This is a genomic window from Burkholderia sp. AU45274, assembly GCF_030482505.1.
Lineage (GTDB): Bacteria > Pseudomonadota > Gammaproteobacteria > Burkholderiales > Burkholderiaceae > Burkholderia.
This window is the reverse complement of record NZ_JAUJQE010000007.1, coordinates 407,566-426,416: the sequence shown is the minus strand read 5'-3', so window position 1 is coordinate 426,416 and position 18,851 is coordinate 407,566. Positions and strand designations below refer to the sequence as shown.

Annotated in this window: 18 protein-coding genes; 11 read left to right on the top strand and 7 right to left on the bottom strand. The window is 64.7% G+C overall.

What is annotated here, in order from left to right:
• The 3 genes from QZM35_RS25970 to QZM35_RS25960 all read left to right on the top strand — a co-directional run.
• Positions 1-302 (top strand): SDR family oxidoreductase (locus tag QZM35_RS25970; RefSeq protein WP_155741367.1); only part of this gene is annotated, 302 nt, incomplete at its 5' end.
• A complete protein-coding gene (locus QZM35_RS25965) occupies positions 299-1,516 on the top strand; it encodes a patatin-like phospholipase family protein (RefSeq protein ID WP_174976032.1) in 1,218 nt (405 codons plus the stop codon). The genes QZM35_RS25970 and QZM35_RS25965, both read left to right, overlap by 4 nt.
• 60 nt (positions 1,517-1,576) lie before the next feature.
• Positions 1,577-2,041 carry a hypothetical protein gene (locus QZM35_RS25960; protein WP_089431912.1) on the top strand — a complete coding sequence of 155 codons (465 nt, stop codon included), beginning with the start codon at positions 1,577-1,579 and terminating at the stop codon, positions 2,039-2,041.
• 70 nt (positions 2,042-2,111) lie between these two features.
• On the opposite strand, the gene QZM35_RS25955 is transcribed toward QZM35_RS25960, so the two are convergent.
• Complete coding sequence (locus QZM35_RS25955) at positions 2,112-2,996, bottom strand: LysR family transcriptional regulator (protein ID WP_089431911.1); 885 nt, start codon at positions 2,994-2,996, stop codon at positions 2,112-2,114.
• A gap of 120 nt (positions 2,997-3,116) precedes the next feature.
• Here QZM35_RS25955 and argC point away from each other — a divergent pair, with 120 nt between their 5' ends.
• Entirely contained in the window at positions 3,117-4,064 is a 948-nt protein-coding gene (gene argC, locus QZM35_RS25950) for an N-acetyl-gamma-glutamyl-phosphate reductase (protein ID WP_301777063.1), read from the top strand.
• 159 nt (positions 4,065-4,223) lie between these two features.
• On the opposite strand, the gene QZM35_RS25945 is transcribed toward argC, so the two are convergent.
• Entirely contained in the window at positions 4,224-5,147 is a 924-nt protein-coding gene (locus tag QZM35_RS25945) for a LysR substrate-binding domain-containing protein (protein ID WP_301777062.1), read from the bottom strand.
• Between the two features lie 117 nt (positions 5,148-5,264).
• Between QZM35_RS25945 and QZM35_RS25940 the strand changes: the two genes are divergently transcribed.
• Positions 5,265-6,350 carry a tartrate dehydrogenase gene (locus QZM35_RS25940; protein WP_089475959.1) on the top strand — a complete coding sequence of 362 codons (1,086 nt, stop codon included), beginning with the start codon at positions 5,265-5,267 and terminating at the stop codon, positions 6,348-6,350.
• A gap of 509 nt (positions 6,351-6,859) precedes the next feature.
• Here the strand turns inward: QZM35_RS25940 and QZM35_RS25935 are convergent.
• Together QZM35_RS25935 and QZM35_RS25930 are read right to left on the bottom strand one after the other, a co-directional pair.
• Complete coding sequence (locus QZM35_RS25935) at positions 6,860-7,339, bottom strand: nuclear transport factor 2 family protein (RefSeq protein ID WP_011356761.1); 480 nt, start codon at positions 7,337-7,339, stop codon at positions 6,860-6,862.
• Between the two features lie 63 nt (positions 7,340-7,402).
• Positions 7,403-8,008: a TetR/AcrR family transcriptional regulator gene (locus QZM35_RS25930; RefSeq protein ID WP_089428712.1), complete on the bottom strand. Its 606-nt coding sequence runs from the start codon at positions 8,006-8,008 to the stop codon at positions 7,403-7,405.
• A 182-nt stretch (positions 8,009-8,190) separates the two neighbouring features.
• On the opposite strand from QZM35_RS25930, the gene QZM35_RS25925 reads away from it, so the two are divergent.
• On the top strand, positions 8,191-8,829 hold the full coding sequence (locus tag QZM35_RS25925) for a GNAT family N-acetyltransferase (protein ID WP_301777061.1): 639 nt from the start codon (positions 8,191-8,193) through the stop codon (positions 8,827-8,829).
• Positions 8,826-9,242 (top strand): hypothetical protein, encoded by a 417-nt coding sequence (locus QZM35_RS25920; RefSeq protein WP_301777060.1) that lies wholly within the window; start codon positions 8,826-8,828, stop codon positions 9,240-9,242. The genes QZM35_RS25925 and QZM35_RS25920 overlap by 4 nt, the downstream gene beginning before the upstream one ends.
• A 397-nt stretch (positions 9,243-9,639) precedes the next feature.
• Here QZM35_RS25920 and tdh read toward each other — a convergent pair whose 3' ends face one another.
• On the bottom strand, positions 9,640-10,668 hold the full coding sequence (gene tdh, locus QZM35_RS25915) for an L-threonine 3-dehydrogenase (protein WP_011356765.1): 1,029 nt from the start codon (positions 10,666-10,668) through the stop codon (positions 9,640-9,642).
• 13 nt (positions 10,669-10,681) lie between these two features.
• Positions 10,682-11,881, bottom strand: a complete 1,200-nt coding sequence (locus QZM35_RS25910; protein WP_089428715.1) for a glycine C-acetyltransferase — start codon at positions 11,879-11,881, stop codon at positions 10,682-10,684.
• Positions 11,882-12,042: 161 nt separating this feature from the next.
• Between QZM35_RS25910 and QZM35_RS25905 the strand changes: the two genes are divergently transcribed.
• From QZM35_RS25905 to QZM35_RS25895, 3 genes are all read left to right on the top strand, one after another.
• Positions 12,043-12,654: a helix-turn-helix domain-containing protein gene (locus QZM35_RS25905; RefSeq protein ID WP_089428716.1), complete on the top strand. Its 612-nt coding sequence runs from the start codon at positions 12,043-12,045 to the stop codon at positions 12,652-12,654.
• A 148-nt stretch (positions 12,655-12,802) separates the two neighbouring features.
• Positions 12,803-13,183, top strand: a complete 381-nt coding sequence (locus tag QZM35_RS25900; protein ID WP_174976036.1) for a DUF2471 family protein — start codon at positions 12,803-12,805, stop codon at positions 13,181-13,183.
• Positions 13,184-13,285: 102 nt separating this feature from the next.
• Positions 13,286-14,305 (top strand): tyrosine-type recombinase/integrase, encoded by a 1,020-nt coding sequence (locus QZM35_RS25895; RefSeq protein WP_301777059.1) that lies wholly within the window; start codon positions 13,286-13,288, stop codon positions 14,303-14,305.
• Between the two features lie 136 nt (positions 14,306-14,441).
• Here the strand turns inward: QZM35_RS25895 and QZM35_RS25890 are convergent, their stop codons facing one another.
• Positions 14,442-15,623, bottom strand: coding sequence for a DNA-binding protein (locus tag QZM35_RS25890; RefSeq protein ID WP_174976038.1), 1,182 nt, complete (start codon positions 15,621-15,623; stop codon positions 14,442-14,444).
• A gap of 1,821 nt (positions 15,624-17,444) precedes the next feature.
• Between QZM35_RS25890 and QZM35_RS25885 the strand changes: the two genes are divergently transcribed.
• Positions 17,445-18,812: a replication initiation protein gene (locus tag QZM35_RS25885; RefSeq protein WP_089428720.1), complete on the top strand. Its 1,368-nt coding sequence runs from the start codon at positions 17,445-17,447 to the stop codon at positions 18,810-18,812.
• Positions 18,813-18,851: the final 39 nt, after the last annotated feature.

Below are 18,851 nucleotides of genomic sequence, written 5' to 3'. Positions count from 1 at the left end.
GCCTGCTCGGCCTGGCCCGCGTGCTGGCGAAGGAAGGCGCAAAGCACAACGTGCGCTCGCACGTCGTGTGTCCGGGCTTCGTGCGCACGCCGCTGGTCGACAAGCAGATTCCGGAGCAGGCGAAGGAGCTCGGGATCAGCGAAGAGGAAGTGGTGAAGAAGGTGATGCTTGGCAATACGGTCGACGGCGTGTTCACGACCGTCCAGGACGTCGCGCAGACGGTGCTGTTCCTGTCGGCCTTCCCGAGCGCCGCGCTCACGGGCCAGTCGTTCATCGTCAGCCACGGCTGGTTCATGCAATGAAGCCGCACGCCCGCACCGAAAAGCAGGCCGTCGATGCGGCGGACCTGCATCACGAGGCCGGCGCACCGGCCGCCGCGCGCACGCTGCCGTACGAGACGATCGCGCTCGTGCTGCAAGGCGGCGGCGCGCTCGGCGCGTACCAGGCCGGCGTGTTCGAAGGGCTGCACGAGGCGGGCATCCCGCTCGACTGGATCGCGGGCATCTCGATCGGCGCGCTCAACACCGCGCTGATCGCGGGCAATGCGCCCGAGCATCGTGTCGAGCGGCTGCGCGAGTTCTGGGAAACGATCTGCAAGCCGGCGTTCTTCCCGACGATTCCGGCCGCATTCGAGTTCGCGCTGTTCAACAGCATCGACCAGGTCCGCACGTTCTTCACCGCGTCGCAGGCCGCGAGCGCGATGATGCAGGGCCAGCAGGGCTTCTTCGTGCCGCGCTTCCCGCCGCCGCTGCCGGGCGTGTCGGATCATCCGGAGAAGATCAGCTGGTACGACACGTCGCAACTGCGCGCGACGCTGCTGAAGCTGTGCGATTTCGACCGGATCAATTCGGGCGAAACGCGCGTGTCGGTCGGCGCGGTCAACGTCGGTACCGGCAACTTCGTGTACTTCGACAACTCGCGCATCCGTCTCGCGCCCGAGCACTTCATGGCGTCCGGCGCGCTGCCGCCCGCGTTCCCGCCTGTCGAGATCGACGGCGAGTACTACTGGGACGGTGGCGTGGTGTCGAATACGCCGCTGATGGAAGTGCTCCGCGCCCGGCCGCGCCGCGACACGCTCGCGTTCCAGGTCGATCTGTGGAGCGCACGCGGGCCGCTGCCGCGCACGATGGCCGACGTCGCCGAGCGCACGAAGGACGTGCAGTATTCGAGCCGCACGCGTTTCGTCACCGACACGCTGCAGCGCGAACAGCGCTACCGCAACGTGCTGCGCCACGTGCTCGACCAGGTGCCGGAAGAGCAGCGCAAGGCGGATCCGTGGTGCATCGAGGCCGATGCGATGTCGTGCAGCAAGAAGTACAACATCCAGCACCTGATCTACCAGCAGAAGGCGTACGAGCATCACTACAAGGACTATCAGTTCGGTCTGTCGACGATGCGTGACCACTGGACCGCGGGTCTCGACGACATCCGCAAGACGCTCGCAGTCAAGGACGGCCTCGCGCTGCCCAACAACGACGCGGGCTTCGTGACGCACGACATTCACCGCAAGCGGTAATGCCGTGTGCGACGGATCGGCGCGATGCATGCGCCGGTCCGTCCTCTTCTCCGATTCGCCATGCCGATCTTCATCGCACTCTTCGCGCTCATCGCTCTCGGATGGGGCGCGGTTCACCTGTTTCACGTCATCGCCGCGCAGTTCGGCCAGCCGGTTGCGATCGCGGCCGCCGTGCTCGCCGCCGCGATCCTGATCGCGCTCGTCGCCTGGTGGATCAAGCGCCGTCGCGACATCGCACCGAATACGAAGGAAGAAGGCTGGACCCACGTCGTGCATCGCGCGTGGGGCGAGCTGCGGGTGTCCGCGACGCAGGGGCTGCTGTGGCTGTCGCACGACGGCGCGGACGGCCGCTATACGCTGTCGCAGCTCGACGGCTGCCGGGCCGCACCGATCGGCGGCCGCTGGCATCTCGTCGTGCGCGTGCGCGACGCCGTGCGCAGCGAATGGAAGCTGCCAATGACGGACAAGCGCGATGCGCAGCGCTGGGCGCGCGTGCTGACGCTCGCGAAGGACAACCGGCTCTGACACGACGCTCGGCGAATGCGCACGTGCGCCCGGCACGAACCGCCGCGCAGGCTGTCCCGTCGTGCGCGCGCTAGCGCGCCTTCAGCGCCCACAACGCATCGAGCACGTGCTGGGTCGCCCGCTCGACCGGCCCCGCCCGATGCGCGATACCCAGTTCACGCCACAGCGCCGGGCGCAACGCCCGCATGACGATGCGTGCATCGGGTAGCGGGGCGCCCGCTTCATGGGGCAACAGCGTCGCGCCGTAACCCGCCGCGACCAGGCTCTTGATCGCATCGTTGTAGTTGAGTTCGATCCGCGGCTCCGGCCGGTGGCCGCCGAGCGCGAACCATTCCGTCGTGAGCCGCGACAGGCGCGTGGTCGCATCGTTGAGAATCAGCGGGCGGGCGGCCAGGTAGCCGGGCGTCACGCGCGCCGGAAGCGGCCAGTCCGCCGGCAGAAACGCCATCACGGGATCGCGTCGCCACGCGCGGATCGACAGCCCCGCGACCGCCGTCTGCGGCAGCGCCACCAGTCCGACGTCGAGCGTACCCTGCGCAATGCGCGCCAGCGTGTCGTGCGACGTGAGCACCGCGATCTGCACATCGATATCCGGATGCGCGTCGCGTAACCGGGCCACCGCCTGCGGCAACAGGTGCGCGATCGCCCCGGTCGATGCGCCGAGGCGTACGCGCCCGGACAGCCCCTGCACCTGCCGCTGCACATCGTCCAGCGTGGATTCGACCTCGGCCAGCAGGCGGCGCGCCCGTTCCACCAGCACTTCACCGATCGCAGACGGCCGCACGTTGCCACGCGTGCGGGACAGCAACGGCGCGCCGATCCGGCTTTCCAGTTCGGCAATGTGAAGACTGACGGTCGGCGGCGCGAGATGCAGCCATTGCGCCGCCGCGACAAAGGACCCGTGGTCCGCGATGGCGACCAGCGTGCGCAGGCGGTCCAGGCTGATCTCTCGCATCCTTCACCTCTCGTTCAAGAAAACTGAATCTCGCAGTCAGCAAATTCAACTTTTCCTATTCTAGGTGTTCGGCGGACGATACGGCTTTCCCGACGACCGAACCGAAGGAACGCGACCCTCATGAGCCAGCCCACTGTCTATATCGACGGCGATCAAGGCACGACCGGATTGCTGATCCACGAACGCCTGCGCGGGCGTGACGACCTGCAGCTCGTCACGCTGCCGGACACCGAACGCAAGGATCCCGTGCGGCGCGCCGAAGCGATCAACGCAGCCGACATCGCGATCCTGTGCCTGCCCGACGCGGCCGCGCGCGAGGCGGTCGGCTTCATCCGGAATCCGGCGGTGCGCGTGATCGACGCGAGTTCGGCCCATCGCACGCAGCCGGATTGGGTCTACGGCTTTCCCGAGATGGCGAGCGGGCACGCACTGACGATTGCGCACGCACGGCGCGTCACCAATCCGGGCTGCTATCCGACCGGCGCGATCGCGCTGCTGCGACCGCTGCAACAGGCCGGCCTGCTGCCGCGCGACTACCCGGTGAGCATCCATGCCGTCTCCGGGTACTCGGGCGGCGGACGGGCTGCCGTCGACGCATTCGAGTCGAACGATGCTTCGCAAGCCAAACCGCTACAGGTCTACGGCCTCGCACTCGCGCACAAGCATGTGCAGGAGATCCAGCTGCATGCCGGTCTGACGAATCGTCCGATGTTCGTGCCGGCCTACGGTGCCTATCGGCAAGGCATCGTGCTCACCGTGCCGATCGAGTTGCGCCTGCTTCCTGCCGGCGTGACCGGTGAGCAGCTGCATGCGTGTCTTGCGCACCATTACGCCGACGCGCGTCACGTCGACGTCACGCCGCTCGCGGAAACACACGCGATCACGCATCTCGATCCGCAAGCACTGAACGGCACCAATGACCTGAAGCTCGGCGTGTTCGTCAATGCGGATCACGGCCAGGTGCTGCTGTCCGCCGTATTCGACAATCTCGGCAAAGGGGCATCCGGCGCGGCCGTGCAGAATCTCGACCTGATGCTCGGCGCGGCAGACGTGGCGAAAGCGGCGTAAGCCGCGTGCGGGCACCATCGTCGGCCGGCCTGGCACATTGCGGCCGCGAAGCGTGGGCAACCGTTCGACGCTACCGGCTCGCGACGTGATTGCGAGCCGGAAACAAATGCCTGCCGACGTTCCGCACATGCCCCCGTAAAAGCTCACCTTTAGCCGGTTTCAAGCCGTCTCGTCACCCGCGGCGGCATTCAAGCCGGCTAGCGTCTCCACCAGAAAATCCACGCACACGCGCACTTTCGCCGACGCCGCGACACGTTCCGGATACACGGCCCAGATGTTCGCGGGCTGGATGGCGTCCGGCAGCACGCGACACAGTGCGCCGCGTTCGATCAGCGGCGCGGCTTCCCAGATCGAACGCAACACGATGCCGCGCCCGGCCAGTGCCCACTGCACGGCCACTTCACCATGGTTCGTCGACAGCGCGCCGCCGACCTTCACCGTTGCCGTTTCACTGCGCACGTTGAGCCGCCACACGCCGAACGGGTGATCGCGCTCCTTGATGGCCAGACAGTCGTGCGACGCGAGATCCGCGAGCGAGCGCGGCGTGCCGCGCCGTGCGAGATAGTCGGGCGCGGCACACAGCACGCGGTAGTTCGCGGCGAGGCGGCGCGCGATCAGGTGATCGGCGATCTCGTCGCCGATGCGCACGTCGAGGTCGTAGCCTTCGCCCGCGACATCGACGAGCCGGTCGAACAGATCGAGCCGCACGTTCAGCTGCGGAAAGCGCGCGGTGAAGTCGAGCAGCGCCGGCGCGATGATGTGCCGGCCGAAGCCGAAGCTGCTCGAAATGCGCAGCGTGCCGCGCGGCACCGTGCGCGTGGTCGACACGTCCTCGACGAGATGATCGACGTCGTCGAGGATCTTCTCGGCGCGCGCGTACACGCGCTCGCCGGCTTCCGTGACCGTCACGCGGCGCGTCGAGCGATGCAGCAGGCGCGTGCCGAGCTGCGCCTCGAGCAACGCGATGCGCTTGCTGACATAGGCGGGTGACACCGCGAGCTGCTCGGCGGCCGCGCTGAAGCTGGTCAGGCGGACGACCAGGCTGAACACGCGCAGGTCGTCCAGATTCGGCGATTTGTTCACGATTCGTGGAGAGTCAATTGACCTTTCGCGTGATTTTAATCTGAATGGAAATAAATAGAATGATGTAACGCGCCGCTACCGCCCCAGGCTGCAGGGCGCCCAGCCAAGGAGATTTGCATGACCGACAGGACTTACAAGATTGCCGTGATTCCCGGCGACGGTATCGGCCGCGAAGTGATGCCCGAGGGCCTGCGCGCACTCGACGCCGTGACTGCGCGCTTCGGCGTCCGCTTCGACTTCGTCCAGATCGACTGGGCGAGCTGTGACTACTACGCGCAGCACGGCAAGATGATGCCGGACGACTGGAAGGCGCAACTGTCGGGCATGGACGCGATCCTGTTCGGCGCGGTCGGCTGGCCGGCGACGGTGCCCGATCACATTTCGCTGTGGGGCTCGCTGCTGAAATTCCGCCGCGAGTTCGACCAGTACATCAACCTGCGGCCCGCACGCCTGTTCGACGGCGTGCCGTCGCCGCTCGCCGGCCGCCGCGCGGGCGACATCGACTTCATGATCGTGCGCGAGAACACCGAGGGCGAATATTCGTCGGTCGGCGGCACGATGTTCGAAGGCACCGAACGCGAGATCGTGATGCAGCAGTCGATCTTCACGCGTCACGGCACCGAGCGCGTGCTGAAATTCGCGTTCGACCTCGCACAGCGGCGCGCGAAACGCCTCACCGTCGCGACGAAGAGCAACGGCATCGCGATCAGCATGCCGTGGTGGGACGCGCGCACGGCCGAGATGGCCGAACGCTATCCCGACATCGCCGTCGACAAGCAGCACATCGACATCCTGTGCGCGCGCTTCGTGCTGCAGCCTGACCGCTTCGACGTCGTCGTCGCGTCGAACCTGTTCGGCGACATCCTGTCGGATCTCGGGCCGGCCTGTACGGGCACGATCGGCATCGCGCCGTCGGCGAACCTGAACCCCGACCGCAAGTTTCCTTCGCTGTTCGAACCCGTGCACGGCTCCGCGCCCGACATCGCGGGGCAATTCATCGCGAACCCGGTCGCGATGATCTGGTCGGCAGCGTTGATGCTCGACTTCCTCGGCAACGGCGCCGGCCCCGAACGCGAAGCGCACGATGCGATCGTCGCCGCGATCGAGGACGTGCTGCGCACGGGGCCGCATTCGCGCGATCTCGGCGGCAACGCGGGGACGCAGGAAGTGGGTGAGGCGATCGCCGCGCGGATCGCGGGCTGACGCTCATGCCCGGCGTGATCGCACGCGCCGGGTCGTGACTGCGTGAATCGGTGAGGGGTGAGCGCAGTGCGGTGAGCAACACGCAACGCATTTGCGCACTCGTGCGAGTACCGTCGCCTGCACGGTGAATCGAGTGGTGAGCAATACCGCCCCGCAATGCGCACGGCTCGCGCTATCCGTCGTCGACGTCGACACGGTCGGTGAGTTGCACATCGCGCGCGTGCACACCGATCGTCAATCTACTGCCGGCGCTGTGCGATCGGTGAGATGCATCACGCCGTAAAGCACACCGTTGCGTGCGAACACGTGCATCACGCGATGCCAACATGTGCGGCACGTCCGCTTTGCCCGATGCGATGCCGCGTCGAACCGCTCACTGCACACAGTCCGACGCGACATTTCACCTCCTCCCGAAAAATCTCACCCTCAGCGCACCGACTCCCGAATTTCCTCACCGTTGCATCCTGGTGATACGTTCGTCGATCCGTCGAGTCGAGCCGACGCGTGCGTCACAGCCCGAGGTCGGACAGCCCCGGATGATCGTCCGGACGACGGCCGAGCGGCCAGTGATAGAGACGATCCTGCTCGCGAATCGGCAGGTCGTTGATGCTCGCGTGACGATGCGCCATCAGGCCGTTCTCGTCGAACTCCCAGTTTTCGTTGCCGTACGAACGGAACCAGTTGCCGGCGTCGTCATGCCATTCGTATGCAAAGCGCACCGCGATGCGATTGCCGTCGAACGCCCACAGCTCCTTGATCAACCGGTAGTCGAGCTCGCGCGTCCACTTGCGCTGCAGCAGCCCGACGATCTCGTCGCGGCCGGTCACGAATTCCGCGCGGTTGCGCCATTGGCTTTGCGGCGTATAGGCGAGCGACACGCGCTGCGGGTCGCGCGTGTTCCATCCGTCCTCGGCGGCGCGCACCTTCTGGCGCGCCGTTTCGAGCGTGAAGGGCGGAACGGGCGGACGGACTTCGGGGGAAGCGGACATGGGTTGCTCCTGTTCAGGTTCTGGCCGCGGACAATCGCGGCCGGTTCGGATTCGCTGCTTCGACTAGCGGGACACCACGTCGAGCAGCAGTTCGGCCGTTGCGCGCGCGTCGCGCGCAGCGTTTGCATCGCCGGTGACGAGTGCCACGCCGATGGCACCGTCGATCAGCACGAGCCATTGGCGCGCCAGACGCGCGAGCCCGCGTCGCTCGATGCCGGTTTCGTCGGCATACGCGTCGAACCGCTCGCGTACGAATGCCAGCAGGCGTGCCTTGTGCTCGCGTGCGACGACGCGCACGGGATCGTCCGCGTCGGGAATCTCGCCCGATGCGTTCAGGAACGCGCAGCCGTGAAAGTCGGGCTGCCCGAACCAGTCGCGCAGCACGTCGAACATGCCGAGCAGTTGCGCGCGCGGCGCCTTGCCGCGCGCCAGCGTCGCATCGACGAACCAGCGCATCCAGCGCTCGTCGCGGCGTTCGAGCGCGGCCACGACCAGCGCCTCCTTCGATTCGAAATGCGAATAAAAGCTCTTTCTGGCCGCGCCGGATCGCTTGACGATCGCATCGACGCCGGTTGCATGGATACCGCCCGAATAGATCAGCGCTTCGGCTGCATCGAGCAGCCGGTCGCGAACGCCCGGTTCGGCGGAGGAGTCGTGAGGTGTGTTCATGGGTTTACGGTAGAACGATCGTTCTCCGCCGTCAACACCCGCATGAAAAAGCCCTGTCGTCGAGAGGGCTGAACCGCGGCCTGGCCGCGTGACGTGGCCCGCCGCGTTTACGACATTTTTTCTTGAAGCGAACGCGCGACGCTCACTACACTTCGGTCACCCTGTCTGGGCGAAAGGACATCATGCAGCGACCGGAATCCGCGCGCCCCGCGCGCGCCTATGCGGCTTATGCGAAGCGGCTCGACGGCCGCGTCGTCGTGCGGCGCTTCGACCCGCGCAGCGATTCGTACGACGCGTTGACCGCGCTGCTGCATCGCGCGTTCGCACCGCTTGGCGCACTGGGCTTCAACTGCCCGGGCGTCGATCAGACGGCCTCGGCGACACGCGAACGCGTGCTCACCGGCGAGTGCTTCGTCGCGCTCGGCAACGCGCACCTGGTCGCGACGATGACGATGCGTTCGCACGATCCCGATTCCCGCTGCGATCCGTATCGCAGCCGGCACGTTGCAACGCTCGGCCAACTGGCCGTCGATCCCGTCTGGCAGGATCGCAGCATCGGCCGTTCGCTGCTCGCGTTCGCGCAACGGCGGGCCGCCGCGCGCGGCGCGACGCACCTCGCGCTCGACGCGCCGTATGCGGCCGTCCGGCTCATCGATTTCTATCGACGCGAAGGATTTCAACCGGTCGATGTGATGCGCTTTCCGGGACACAACTACGACAGCACGATCCTGTGCAAAGCCGTCAGCGTCGGGAGCGGTCGCATCGTTGCCGGCGATACGGCGCAATTCGACGTCACGCGGCACGTCGGAGCCGCTTCATGAAACACGATATGCCGAAGCGCGAAGGTGGCGACGATCACACCCGGCTCGACGTCCGGCAGGCCCGGGTGCGTGCGGCGCGGCGGCTGCGCGGCGTGTTGAAGCTGACGATTCTCACGATCGCGGTCGCTCAAGCGCTGGCGTTCGCGTTCGAAAGCCTGCTGGTGATGGCCGGCTTCGCGCCGGATGCCGCGACGGTGCTACTGTTCCGCTTCGTCACGTGCGCGCTCGTCAGCTTCTGGGTGCAGGCGGACGCGTTGCGCGCCTATCAATACGCGGCGCAACACGGGTTCGTCACCGTTCCCGGCACGCACGGCGATCCGGCCGACATCGCGCCGCAATGCCCGAAGCGCTGGCTCGTCATGTTGAGTCTTCAGCTCGACCCGCGAGGGGCGAATGGTGAACGGATCAAGTAGTGGCCTGCGCACCGGTCGATATCGATTGATGTCGATCGCTTCGCGCATGAGTGAGTCGCAATGACGCGTGAAGGCTCACGGTTGATGGTGCGGTTCGGCATGGCATCGCATGGCGTGCGTAGCGAACGACCCCGTGGCAAGCAAGGAGGGAGGTGCGTGGAAGAGGGGAACCAGGTGCCGAACGGCGTGATGACGGGAAGCGAGGCAGCTGCCGACAGGTGAAGTGAACGTGCGATTGCTGGTCACCGATGTGCGACGGTGTCGCGATTCGGCGCGCAAACACAGCTCCCGAATAATCTCACCTTGAGCGCGGATTCGCGTGTTTCGACTCGAAAACGCAGACGTAAAACAGAAACGGGGCAGGCGGCAAACACGCCGCACCGCCCCTTCTCGGCACTCAGGCCGTCCAGTCGAGAATCACCTTGCCGCTTTCACCCGACAACATCGCGGCAAAGCCTTTCTCGTAATCGTCGGCCGCAAAGCGGTGCGTGATGATCGGCGACAGGTCGAGGCCGCTCTGCAGCATCGCGACCATCTTGTACCAGGTCTCGAACATCTCGCGACCGTAGATGCCCTTGATCTCGAGCCCCTTGAAGATCACCTGGTTCCAGTCGATCGCCGTCTGCGCCGGCGGAATGCCGAGCAGCGCGACCTTGCCGCCGTGGTTCATCGCCTCGAGCATGCTCGTGAACGCGCTCGGTACGCCCGACATTTCGAGGCCGACGTCGAAGCCTTCGGTCATGTGCAGGTCGGACATCACGTCGCGCAGCGACTCGCGCGCGACGTTGACCGCGCGCGTCGCGCCCATCTTGCGCGCGAGTTCGAGCCGGTAGTCGTTGATGTCGGTGATGACGACGTTGCGCGCGCCGACGTGCTTCGCGATCGCGACGGCCATGATGCCGATCGGGCCCGCGCCGGTGATCAGCACGTCCTCGCCGACGAGGTTGAACGACAGCGCCGTGTGCGTCGCGTTGCCGAACGGATCGAAGATCGATGCGAGATCGTCGGAAATCTCAGGCGGAATCTTGAATGCGTTGAACGCAGGAATCGCCAGATACTCGGCGAACGCGCCTTCGCGGTTCACGCCGACGCCGACCGTGTTGCGGCACAGATGCCGGCGCCCCGCGCGACAGTTGCGGCAGAAACCGCACGTGATGTGGCCTTCGCCGGACACGCGATCGCCGATCGCGAAGCCGCGCACTTCCTGCCCCATCTCGACGATCTCGCCGACATATTCGTGACCGACGTGCATCGGCACGGGAATCGTCTTCTGCGCCCAGTCGTCCCACTTCCAGATATGGATGTCGGTGCCGCAGATCGCCGTGCGGCGGATCTTGATCAGCACGTCGTTGTGGCCGACTTCGGGGCGCTTCACGCGCGTGAGCGTGAGGCCGGGGCCGCGCTCGAGCTTTGCCAGTGCTTTCATGATCGCGCCTCCGTCAGATGATGCCGAGCGACTTGCCGACGCGCACGAACGCGGCGACCGTCCGGTCGATCTGCTCGGGCGTATGCGCGGCGCTCATCTGCGTGCGGATGCGCGCGCGGCCGCGCGGCACGACGGGGAACGAGAAGCCGATCACGTAGACCCCTTCGTCGAGCAGCTTGTCGGCCATGTTCGTTGCGAGCTGCGCGTCGCCGAGCATCACCGGGATGATCGGATGCGCGCCAGGCACGAGCGTGAAGCCGGCTTCGGTCATCTGCTTGCGGAACCGCGCGCCGTTTTCGCGCACGCGCTCGCGCAGCTTCGCGCCTTCGTCGCTGCCGAGCAGCTCCAGCACCTTCAGCGATGCCGCAGCGATGCTCGGCGTGAGCGTGTTCGAGAACAGGTACGGACGCGAGCGCTGGCGCAGGAGTTCGATGACCTCGCGACGCGCGGCGACATAGCCGCCCGATGCACCGCCGAGCGCCTTGCCGAGCGTGCCCGTGATGATGTCGACGCGGCCCTCGACGCCGCAGTGCTCGGGCGTGCCGCGGCCATGCGTGCCGATGAAGCCGACCGCGTGCGAATCGTCGACCATCACGATCGCGCCGTAACGATCGGCGAGATCGCAGATGCCTTTGAGATCGGCGATGATGCCGTCCATCGAGAACACGCCGTCGGTCGCGATCAGCTTGTGGCGCGCGCCCGCTGCGTCGGCTTCCTTGAGCTTCGCCTCGAGGTCGGCCAGGTCGTTGTTCTTGTAGCGGAAGCGCTTCGCCTTGCAGAGGCGGACGCCGTCGATAATGCTGGCGTGGTTCAGCTCGTCGCTGATCACCGCGTCGTTCTCGTCGAGCAGCGTCTCGAACAGCCCGCCGTTCGCGTCGAAGCAGCTCGAATAGAGGATGCTGTCCTCGGTGCCGAGAAACGCGGCCAGCGCGCTTTCCAGTTGCTTGTGCACGGTTTGCGTGCCGCAAATGAAGCGTACCGATGCCATGCCGAAGCCGTCCTGGTCGAGGCCGGCCTTCGCCGCGTCGATCAGGCGCGAATCGTTCGCCAGACCCAGATAGTTGTTCGCGCAGAAATTGAGCACGCCGGCACCACCGGCGAGCCGCACGTCCGCCGCCTGCGGACTCGCGATCTCGCGCTCGGTCTTGTAAAAACCGTCCGCGCGGATCTGGTCCAGCGTCCCGCGCACCTGGGCGAGAAAGGCATCACGCATCGCAAAGCTCCTGACAGGGTTTCGCATTCCGCAACGCGCCACTCGTGGCGGCGGCGCAACGGCCTGCTACTGTTATAGTCGGTCGTTCGGTTGACCGCATTTATCCGATATTCCGAACTAGAATTCGAAATATCGAACAACTCTAAGCGAACGGAATCCAGATGGCAAGTTCCTCCGGTTCGCGGCGCACGCCCGCCAGCGCCGCACCGCAACCGCCGGCCGCAACGCCGCCGCGTGTCGGCGAGCAGATCCAGCGGCTGCGCAATGAACGCAAGCTGACGCTCGACGACCTGTCGCGCGCGGCCGGCGTATCGAAATCGATGCTCTCCGAGATCGAACGAGACAAGGCCAACCCGACGATCGCCGTGGCGTGGCGGCTGACGAACGCGCTCGGCATCACGCTCGATGAGCTGTTCTCCCAGCCGAAGGCATCCGAGACGATCCGGGTAGACGGCCCGCACGACATCCCGACACTCGCCGGCCATGACGGCCGCTACCAGTTGCGCGTGTGGGGCCCGATCGACCTCGCCGGCAAGTTCGAGTGGTACGAGCTGACGCTGCCGGGCGGCGGTGCACTGATATCGAACGCCCACGAGCCCGGCACGCGCGAGCACCTCACCGTGCTGCAGGGCGCGATGGAAATCGAAGCCGCGGCAGCCAGCCGGCGCCTGAAGGTGGGCGACACCGCGCGCTACCCGGCCGATGAGCCGCACGCAATCCGCAATCCCGGCAAGACCGAAGCGCGGGCATTGCTGATCGTGATCCATCGCTGACGGCGCGAATAGCTGGCCAGACGGCCAAAGGGTCTGTTGCAGGCCAGTTGCGGAAAGTACTGTATGTTTGTACAGTATACGGACATTCCGCCATGCATGGGCCGGAGCCGGCGCACCGAGGCGCCGGCCCGGTCGACAGGAGCCTGCAATGACAGAAGAACAAGATTTGGCCGCGCTCAGCTTCAAGGCTGCCGCGCACGACCTCGAGCTGATCGTCCGGCATATCGCCGGGCGCTACATCCACCAGCGCGTCCCGCTGACGTGGCGGCTGCTGCACGCCATCGAGGCCGAGGCGCTTGCCGATCTCGGCTTTGCCAGCCGGCACGAGGCCGGCATGCGTCAATTGTTCGAACGACAGTTGGACATGACGTTTCCCGAAACGGACGATCCGATCGACTTCGGGCGCTCGAATGCGCTGCCCGCCGTATTTTCGTTCGCGGTTCTCGCCTATGAAGCAGCGTCAACCGCGTCGAACGACACCGCGTCGCCCGCGCGCGTTCCTCGCCCGGCCAAGGCATGGGGCGACTGATTTCCAGCCCGGGCCGCCGCGTATGGCGGCCTTGTCCAGCCTCTTGCTGCCCGAGACGTTGCGGAAAGGGCTACCATATACGCAACTAACGGAATAAATCACATGTCTCTTCCCGCCTCTCCCGACACCCCGGCACGCCCGGAAGAAACAGATCTGTTCGACCGCGGCGCATCCGACTGGATCGTCTCGCCAGAAGCCGCATTCGATGCCTGGCTCGCGATGCAGGACTATCGCCGCTCGTCAGCCGACGTCTATCGCGCACAATGGGGCGCGTTTCTCACATGGATGCACGCGCACCAGAAGAATCTGGCAACGGTCGATACCGCAACCATCGCAAATTTCGTCGGCGAACTGCCGATCCGGAAAACCCAGCGAATGCGCTATTTGCGGCTGATCGAGCGCGTGCTCGACCACATCCGGCGTACCGAATACGCGTCGACCAACCCGGCCCGGTTCATTGCTCAGGATGGCGAAGCGAGCTGGCGCAAGGCGCGCGACAACGAACCGACCGGTTTCCTCACGCCGGCCGAGCGCGCGACGTTGCTCGCGTATCTGTTCTCGCCGATCGGCGTATCCGGTTCCGCGTACTGGAAAGAGCGGCGCGACCGCGCACTCGTTGCCGCCTTTCTCGGTGCCGGCATCAAAACCGGCGAAGCACGTGCGCTTACGATTAGTTGCATCAATACGAGTGGAACGTCACTGCGGATCGAGTCGACGCATCCGGATTTCGCACGCGAAATCCACCTGGCATCGTTCGCGATCGCGCTGCTGGAAGCCTGGCTCACCGAGCGCAAGCGCCAGGAGATTCCGGGGGAGCTCGTGTTCCCGGCATCCCATGCCGGGAGGCCGATGCACAAGGCGACGATGCTGCGCGCGATCGACGCGATCGTCGAATCCGCCGGGCTCACGTCGTCGCGCACCGCGCGCGCGAGCCCGCAAACGCTGCGCAATACCTATGCGGCTGAACTGTTCGAACACGACGTGCCGCCCGAACGGGTCGGCAAATGGCTGGGCTTCATGCGGCCGATCTCGTCGAACCGCCTGCATCGTGCATGGAAGAACTGGCGTGACGGTCTGGCCGACAGCAACGGTGACGCGTCCGATAGCGACGAAACTCACTGATCACGAATTGGCTGCTCACGCGAAGCGATCCGTGAGCAGCCTTGTGCGGCGTAGCCTCACCGTTTCACAGCTCCCGAAAAAACTCACCTCAAGCTCCCCGGATCGTCTCACCTGTGCCGTACGGCCTGTGCGGGCGTCACGTGTGCGCGAATCGCGCGGCCGCTTCGAATCGGGACGGCCATGCGCCCGAAGCATGCTCGCACTCGGGGCAGGCCACTTCGAAACCTTCTTCGCTGTGTGACAGCTCCGGCTCACCGTCGCAATGCGGACAATGGGCCGGCACCGGAATCTCCTGATCCAGCGAGGTGCCGATCGCGGCAAACGCCTCCGCATCCAGTTGCCCGGCATCGGCCAGGCGGCGGATCAGCGCGGCGATTTCCGGATTCATGCCGCGGCTCGCACGCAACGAACTCACATCGCGCGTCGCACGTTCCAGTTCATCACCCTGGCTGCGCAACTGCTCTTCGAGCCGGTCGGCACGTGCCTTGGCCGAACTCAGTTGCTGCAGGAAATCGAATTCCTTGCGTTGAACGTCGCGCAAACCGCTCTGGTAGGTCGACGCCATGCTGCGCAACGAATCCAGCTCGACCAGCATTGGCTTCACGCGGCGTTCGGCTTCGGCCACCGCGTCCTTGATTTGCTGCGCGTAGTGCTCGGTGCGCTGCTGCAGTTCGGCCTGCAGCGCATCGATGCGATCGCGCAGCGCCGCATTTTGCGTCTGCTCGGCTTCGACGCGGCCGGCGGCCGCCGCCAGTTCCTTCTCCAGTCGGGCGACTGTGGTGAGCAACGTCGCTTCACTAGCTGAACCGTGCGTCGTTTGCGACGCGAGCTGGACCTCGAGTTCGGTCACGCGAGCCTGCAACTGCTCGTTTTTCGCTTCGCCACGCGCGAGCGCGCCTTCGAGCGTCTCCTGGCGGACGGTTGCGTCGCGCAACCGCTGTTCGGCGTCGGCAATGCCGGCGCGAACCTGCTCGCGATCTGCATCGAGACTGTTCCGCGCGGCTTTCAACGCTTCTTCATAGAGTGCGCCGAGCAACGCACCTGCCTTTTCTTCGACGGCTTTCGGGATTGCGGCACCGTCGAGCCTGATTTTAGAGGCGGAACGGATGCGCTCCCAGAATTGGTCGATGTCTTTCGGGATATCGCTGGCGCTGCCGGTCTGGGTGAGATCGCGGACATTGGCAGCCGACGGCCGGATGCCGAGATCGAAGAACAACCGCTTGCAGGCGTGCAGCGACAGTTCCTGCCGTCGTGCACCGTTCGCCCGTAGCGATTCCAGTTCGTCCCGAATGGCTTGACGTATTTCGTCCAGGGTCATCGCTGTGCTCACAGACATTGAAATGTGGCAATCATAACGAAATACGTATCTATCGATACTTATTTCGGCTTACCGTTGTGAATTTACGTCGCTTTGCACAGAAATCGGGTCCGTGAGCCAATCCGGTCGACTGTGGTCCAGGATTCCGTGAAACAAAGCGAAGAAAGTTAGCCAAGTCCTTGTCGCGCAAGCATTTTCCTGCAGACCTCGAATTTCGGCATTTGTTTCACATGACAGTGGATCCGATTGCCTGTCGGTGTTCAGGGGTTGGGGTGTCTGTGGAAAACTCGTCAGCCGATGTCTTGAGAGTATTAGAAGTAAACACCCTTGAACCCTTAGTTAAAAACGTTAACGCCACGGCACAGCCTTATGCTGCAAGGCTTTCCGGCCGACAAGGTGAAGTTTTACGGGAGCCAAGGTGATCTTCTGCGGGAGCTGACGTGATGGGGTTCAGGGAGCTGCGTGAGCCGTTGCGGGAAAGTTCGTGAGCGGATTCGGGATCACAGTGAAACACGAGATTTACCAAAGGTGAGGTTTTTCGGGGCCTCACAGCCACAGAACCCGCACCGTGCCTGACCGCACAGTTTTCTGCCTGTGCAGACATAGGTGAGAATTTGCGGGACCTTCTTCGCGCCCCGATTCTGCCCATCTTTTAGGCAGTTTTTCTGAAAGGTGAGGTTTCACGGGACTCCACGGGTGTTTGGTGTGAGGATTTCCGGGAAGCGACCGCCATTTTGCACAGTAAAAGCGCTTGTGAGGGCCTGTGAAGCCCTAAAGGTGAGGTTTTTCGGGAGGGAAATGCGGGTTTTCCTGCCCAGATCCCCTTGAGGTGAGATTTTTCGGGGCCCCGATCACAGGCTGTGATGCCGGCCACAGGTGAGACTTTTCGGGAATGGAATTTGCCCGAAAAATGGTCAAAGGTGAGGTTTTTCGGGACCTCTGAACGGCTGAATTCGTCGAAAAGCCCGCCAGGACTGGAAGAAATCTCATTTTTGCTGTGCCACTTTTTGGCACAGGTGAGATTTTTCGGGGCCTGACATGAGGTTGTCGCATGAAGGATTTCCGTCGAAAGGTGAGGCTTTTCGGGGGATGTCGGCGGCGCACAGCCAAATGCCTTCTGTGCATAAGTATCGGAAGGCATTGGGATTTTTGATACCGAGGCGGTTACGGTGAGGTTTTTCGGGAGTCGTTTCCCTGCCTGGGGTGGCACAGCATTTTTTAGGTAAGGTGAGCGTTTTCGGGAGGCCTTGGTAGTGAATCCCCCGCGTGTCGGGCATTCGCCGATATCCGGACGAATGAAGTCACTGTGCTCGAGGTGAGTATTTTCGGGACCCGATACGGTTTGTGCGCTGTACAATGCGCGCCCGGGCCGGCAAACCACGCCTGATCGGGTCGCGCGGGCCGGTTTCGCAGGCGTCTTTCGGGATGCCGGATCCGATTCCGATTTCCCGGCAAGTCACGCCTGTACATGCATACAGGCCGATGGAGGGCGATCGGGAGGCGCATCGACGTGGGATCGCAACCCTGTGCCGAACGCACGGCTGCGCAGTCGTAAAATTACGACAAATCGAAAGGTGAGCCGATACGGGAGCCCATTTCGCACGTGTCGTGCACAGGGGAAATTCTGTGAATCGGCGCATCCCGCAGCACGTCTGGACGAGTCCGGAACGCTGCAAATCCGGAGCGGTGAGGGTTTTCGGGAGCGTCTGGGGTGAGTGCCGTTTTGCACGCGCACTTCACCCGCTATGGTGAGCATGTCGTTCTGGACGCACTTCACCGCAGGCGCTATCCTTCCGGAAAACTTCTCCTCCGACCCGACGTATGGCCACGACGAAGCGCGCCAAGAAAACCGATGTGGATGTGGTGAGTGCCAGTTCAGCCGAATTGCGGAAGGCCGTCGAGGCGATCGCAATTCAGCCGAAGAGCGGCAAGATCACGCTCCTCACTCGCAAGCTGTTCAATGTCCTGCTGGCCGTGGCGCAGCAGGCCGACGACTCGGGCGATACGTATCGCGCGCTGCTGTCGGACATCGTCGCCAACTCCGCTTTCGATTCGAACGACACCGCGCTGGTGAAGGAACACCTGCGCCGCATGGTGTCGGTGCAGGTCGAATGGAGCACGGGGACGTCGAGCCAGAAGCCGGGCCGGAAGTGGGGGATCTCGACGCTGATCGCCGACGCGGAAATTCTCGAGGATCCGGCGACCCGCCGCGTGTGGGTCGAATTCTCGTTCGCGCCGAAGATCAAGAAGAAGCTGCTCGACCCGGTCCAGTATGCGCGTCTGAGCCTGCAGTTCCAGAGCCAGCTGCGCAGCAGCGCCGGTCTCGCGCTGTACGAAATCTGCGTGCGCTACCTGACGAACCCGAGCCACCTGACGATGCGCGAGCCGTGGGAATGGTGGCGGCCGATCCTGTCGGGCACGCCCGACACGGAAGCCGGCGACGAGGCGAAGCGTGAGTACAAGTACTTCAAGCGCGACTATCTGCGTCCCGCGATCGCGGAAGTCAACGCGGTCACCAACATCTTCGTCGAGCTGATCGAGCACCGTGAAGGGCGCCGGGTCGCGGAGATCCAGTTCCGCGTGACCGAACGCAAGCAGCCGATGCTCGCGCTCGACGAACACCCGAACGTGTTCGACAGCACGCTGGTCGACCGGATGGTGAAGCTCGGGATCCCGTTGAAGGAAGCGCAGACGCTCTATGCGGACAGCGAGGAGAATCGCATTCGTGCCGCACTGCAGATGACCGAGCAGCGGATGCGCAGCACCACGCTGCCGCCGGTGCGCAGCGCGCCGGCGTTGTTCAAGGATGCGCTGAAGAAGGGTTATGCGCCGCCGGTCGAGTCGGTCGATGCGCTGCCTGCCGGCACGCCGTCCCCGAAGGTTGCAGCGGCCCAGCCGGACGATCTGAAGGCACGCCTGCTGAGCGAGTTCGCGGCGTTCCGCCGCAAGGAAGCGAAGGTGCTGTACGAAGAGCAGGGCGACGCGGAGCGCGAAGTGGCGCGCGAGTCGTTCGAATCGGAGGCACTGCCGACGATGGGCACGCATCTGCGCGATGACTGGCGCAAGCGCGGCCTCGATTCCAAGCTGGCCGAGACGGCCTTTTTCGACTGGCTGGCCCAGAGGACCTGGGGCGAGCCGACGGACGGCGATCTGCTGTCGTTCACGCTGAATCAGTCGCGGGCCGCCTGAGGCCCGCTCAGGCCCGCTGACGGGCCGCCGCCGGCCCCG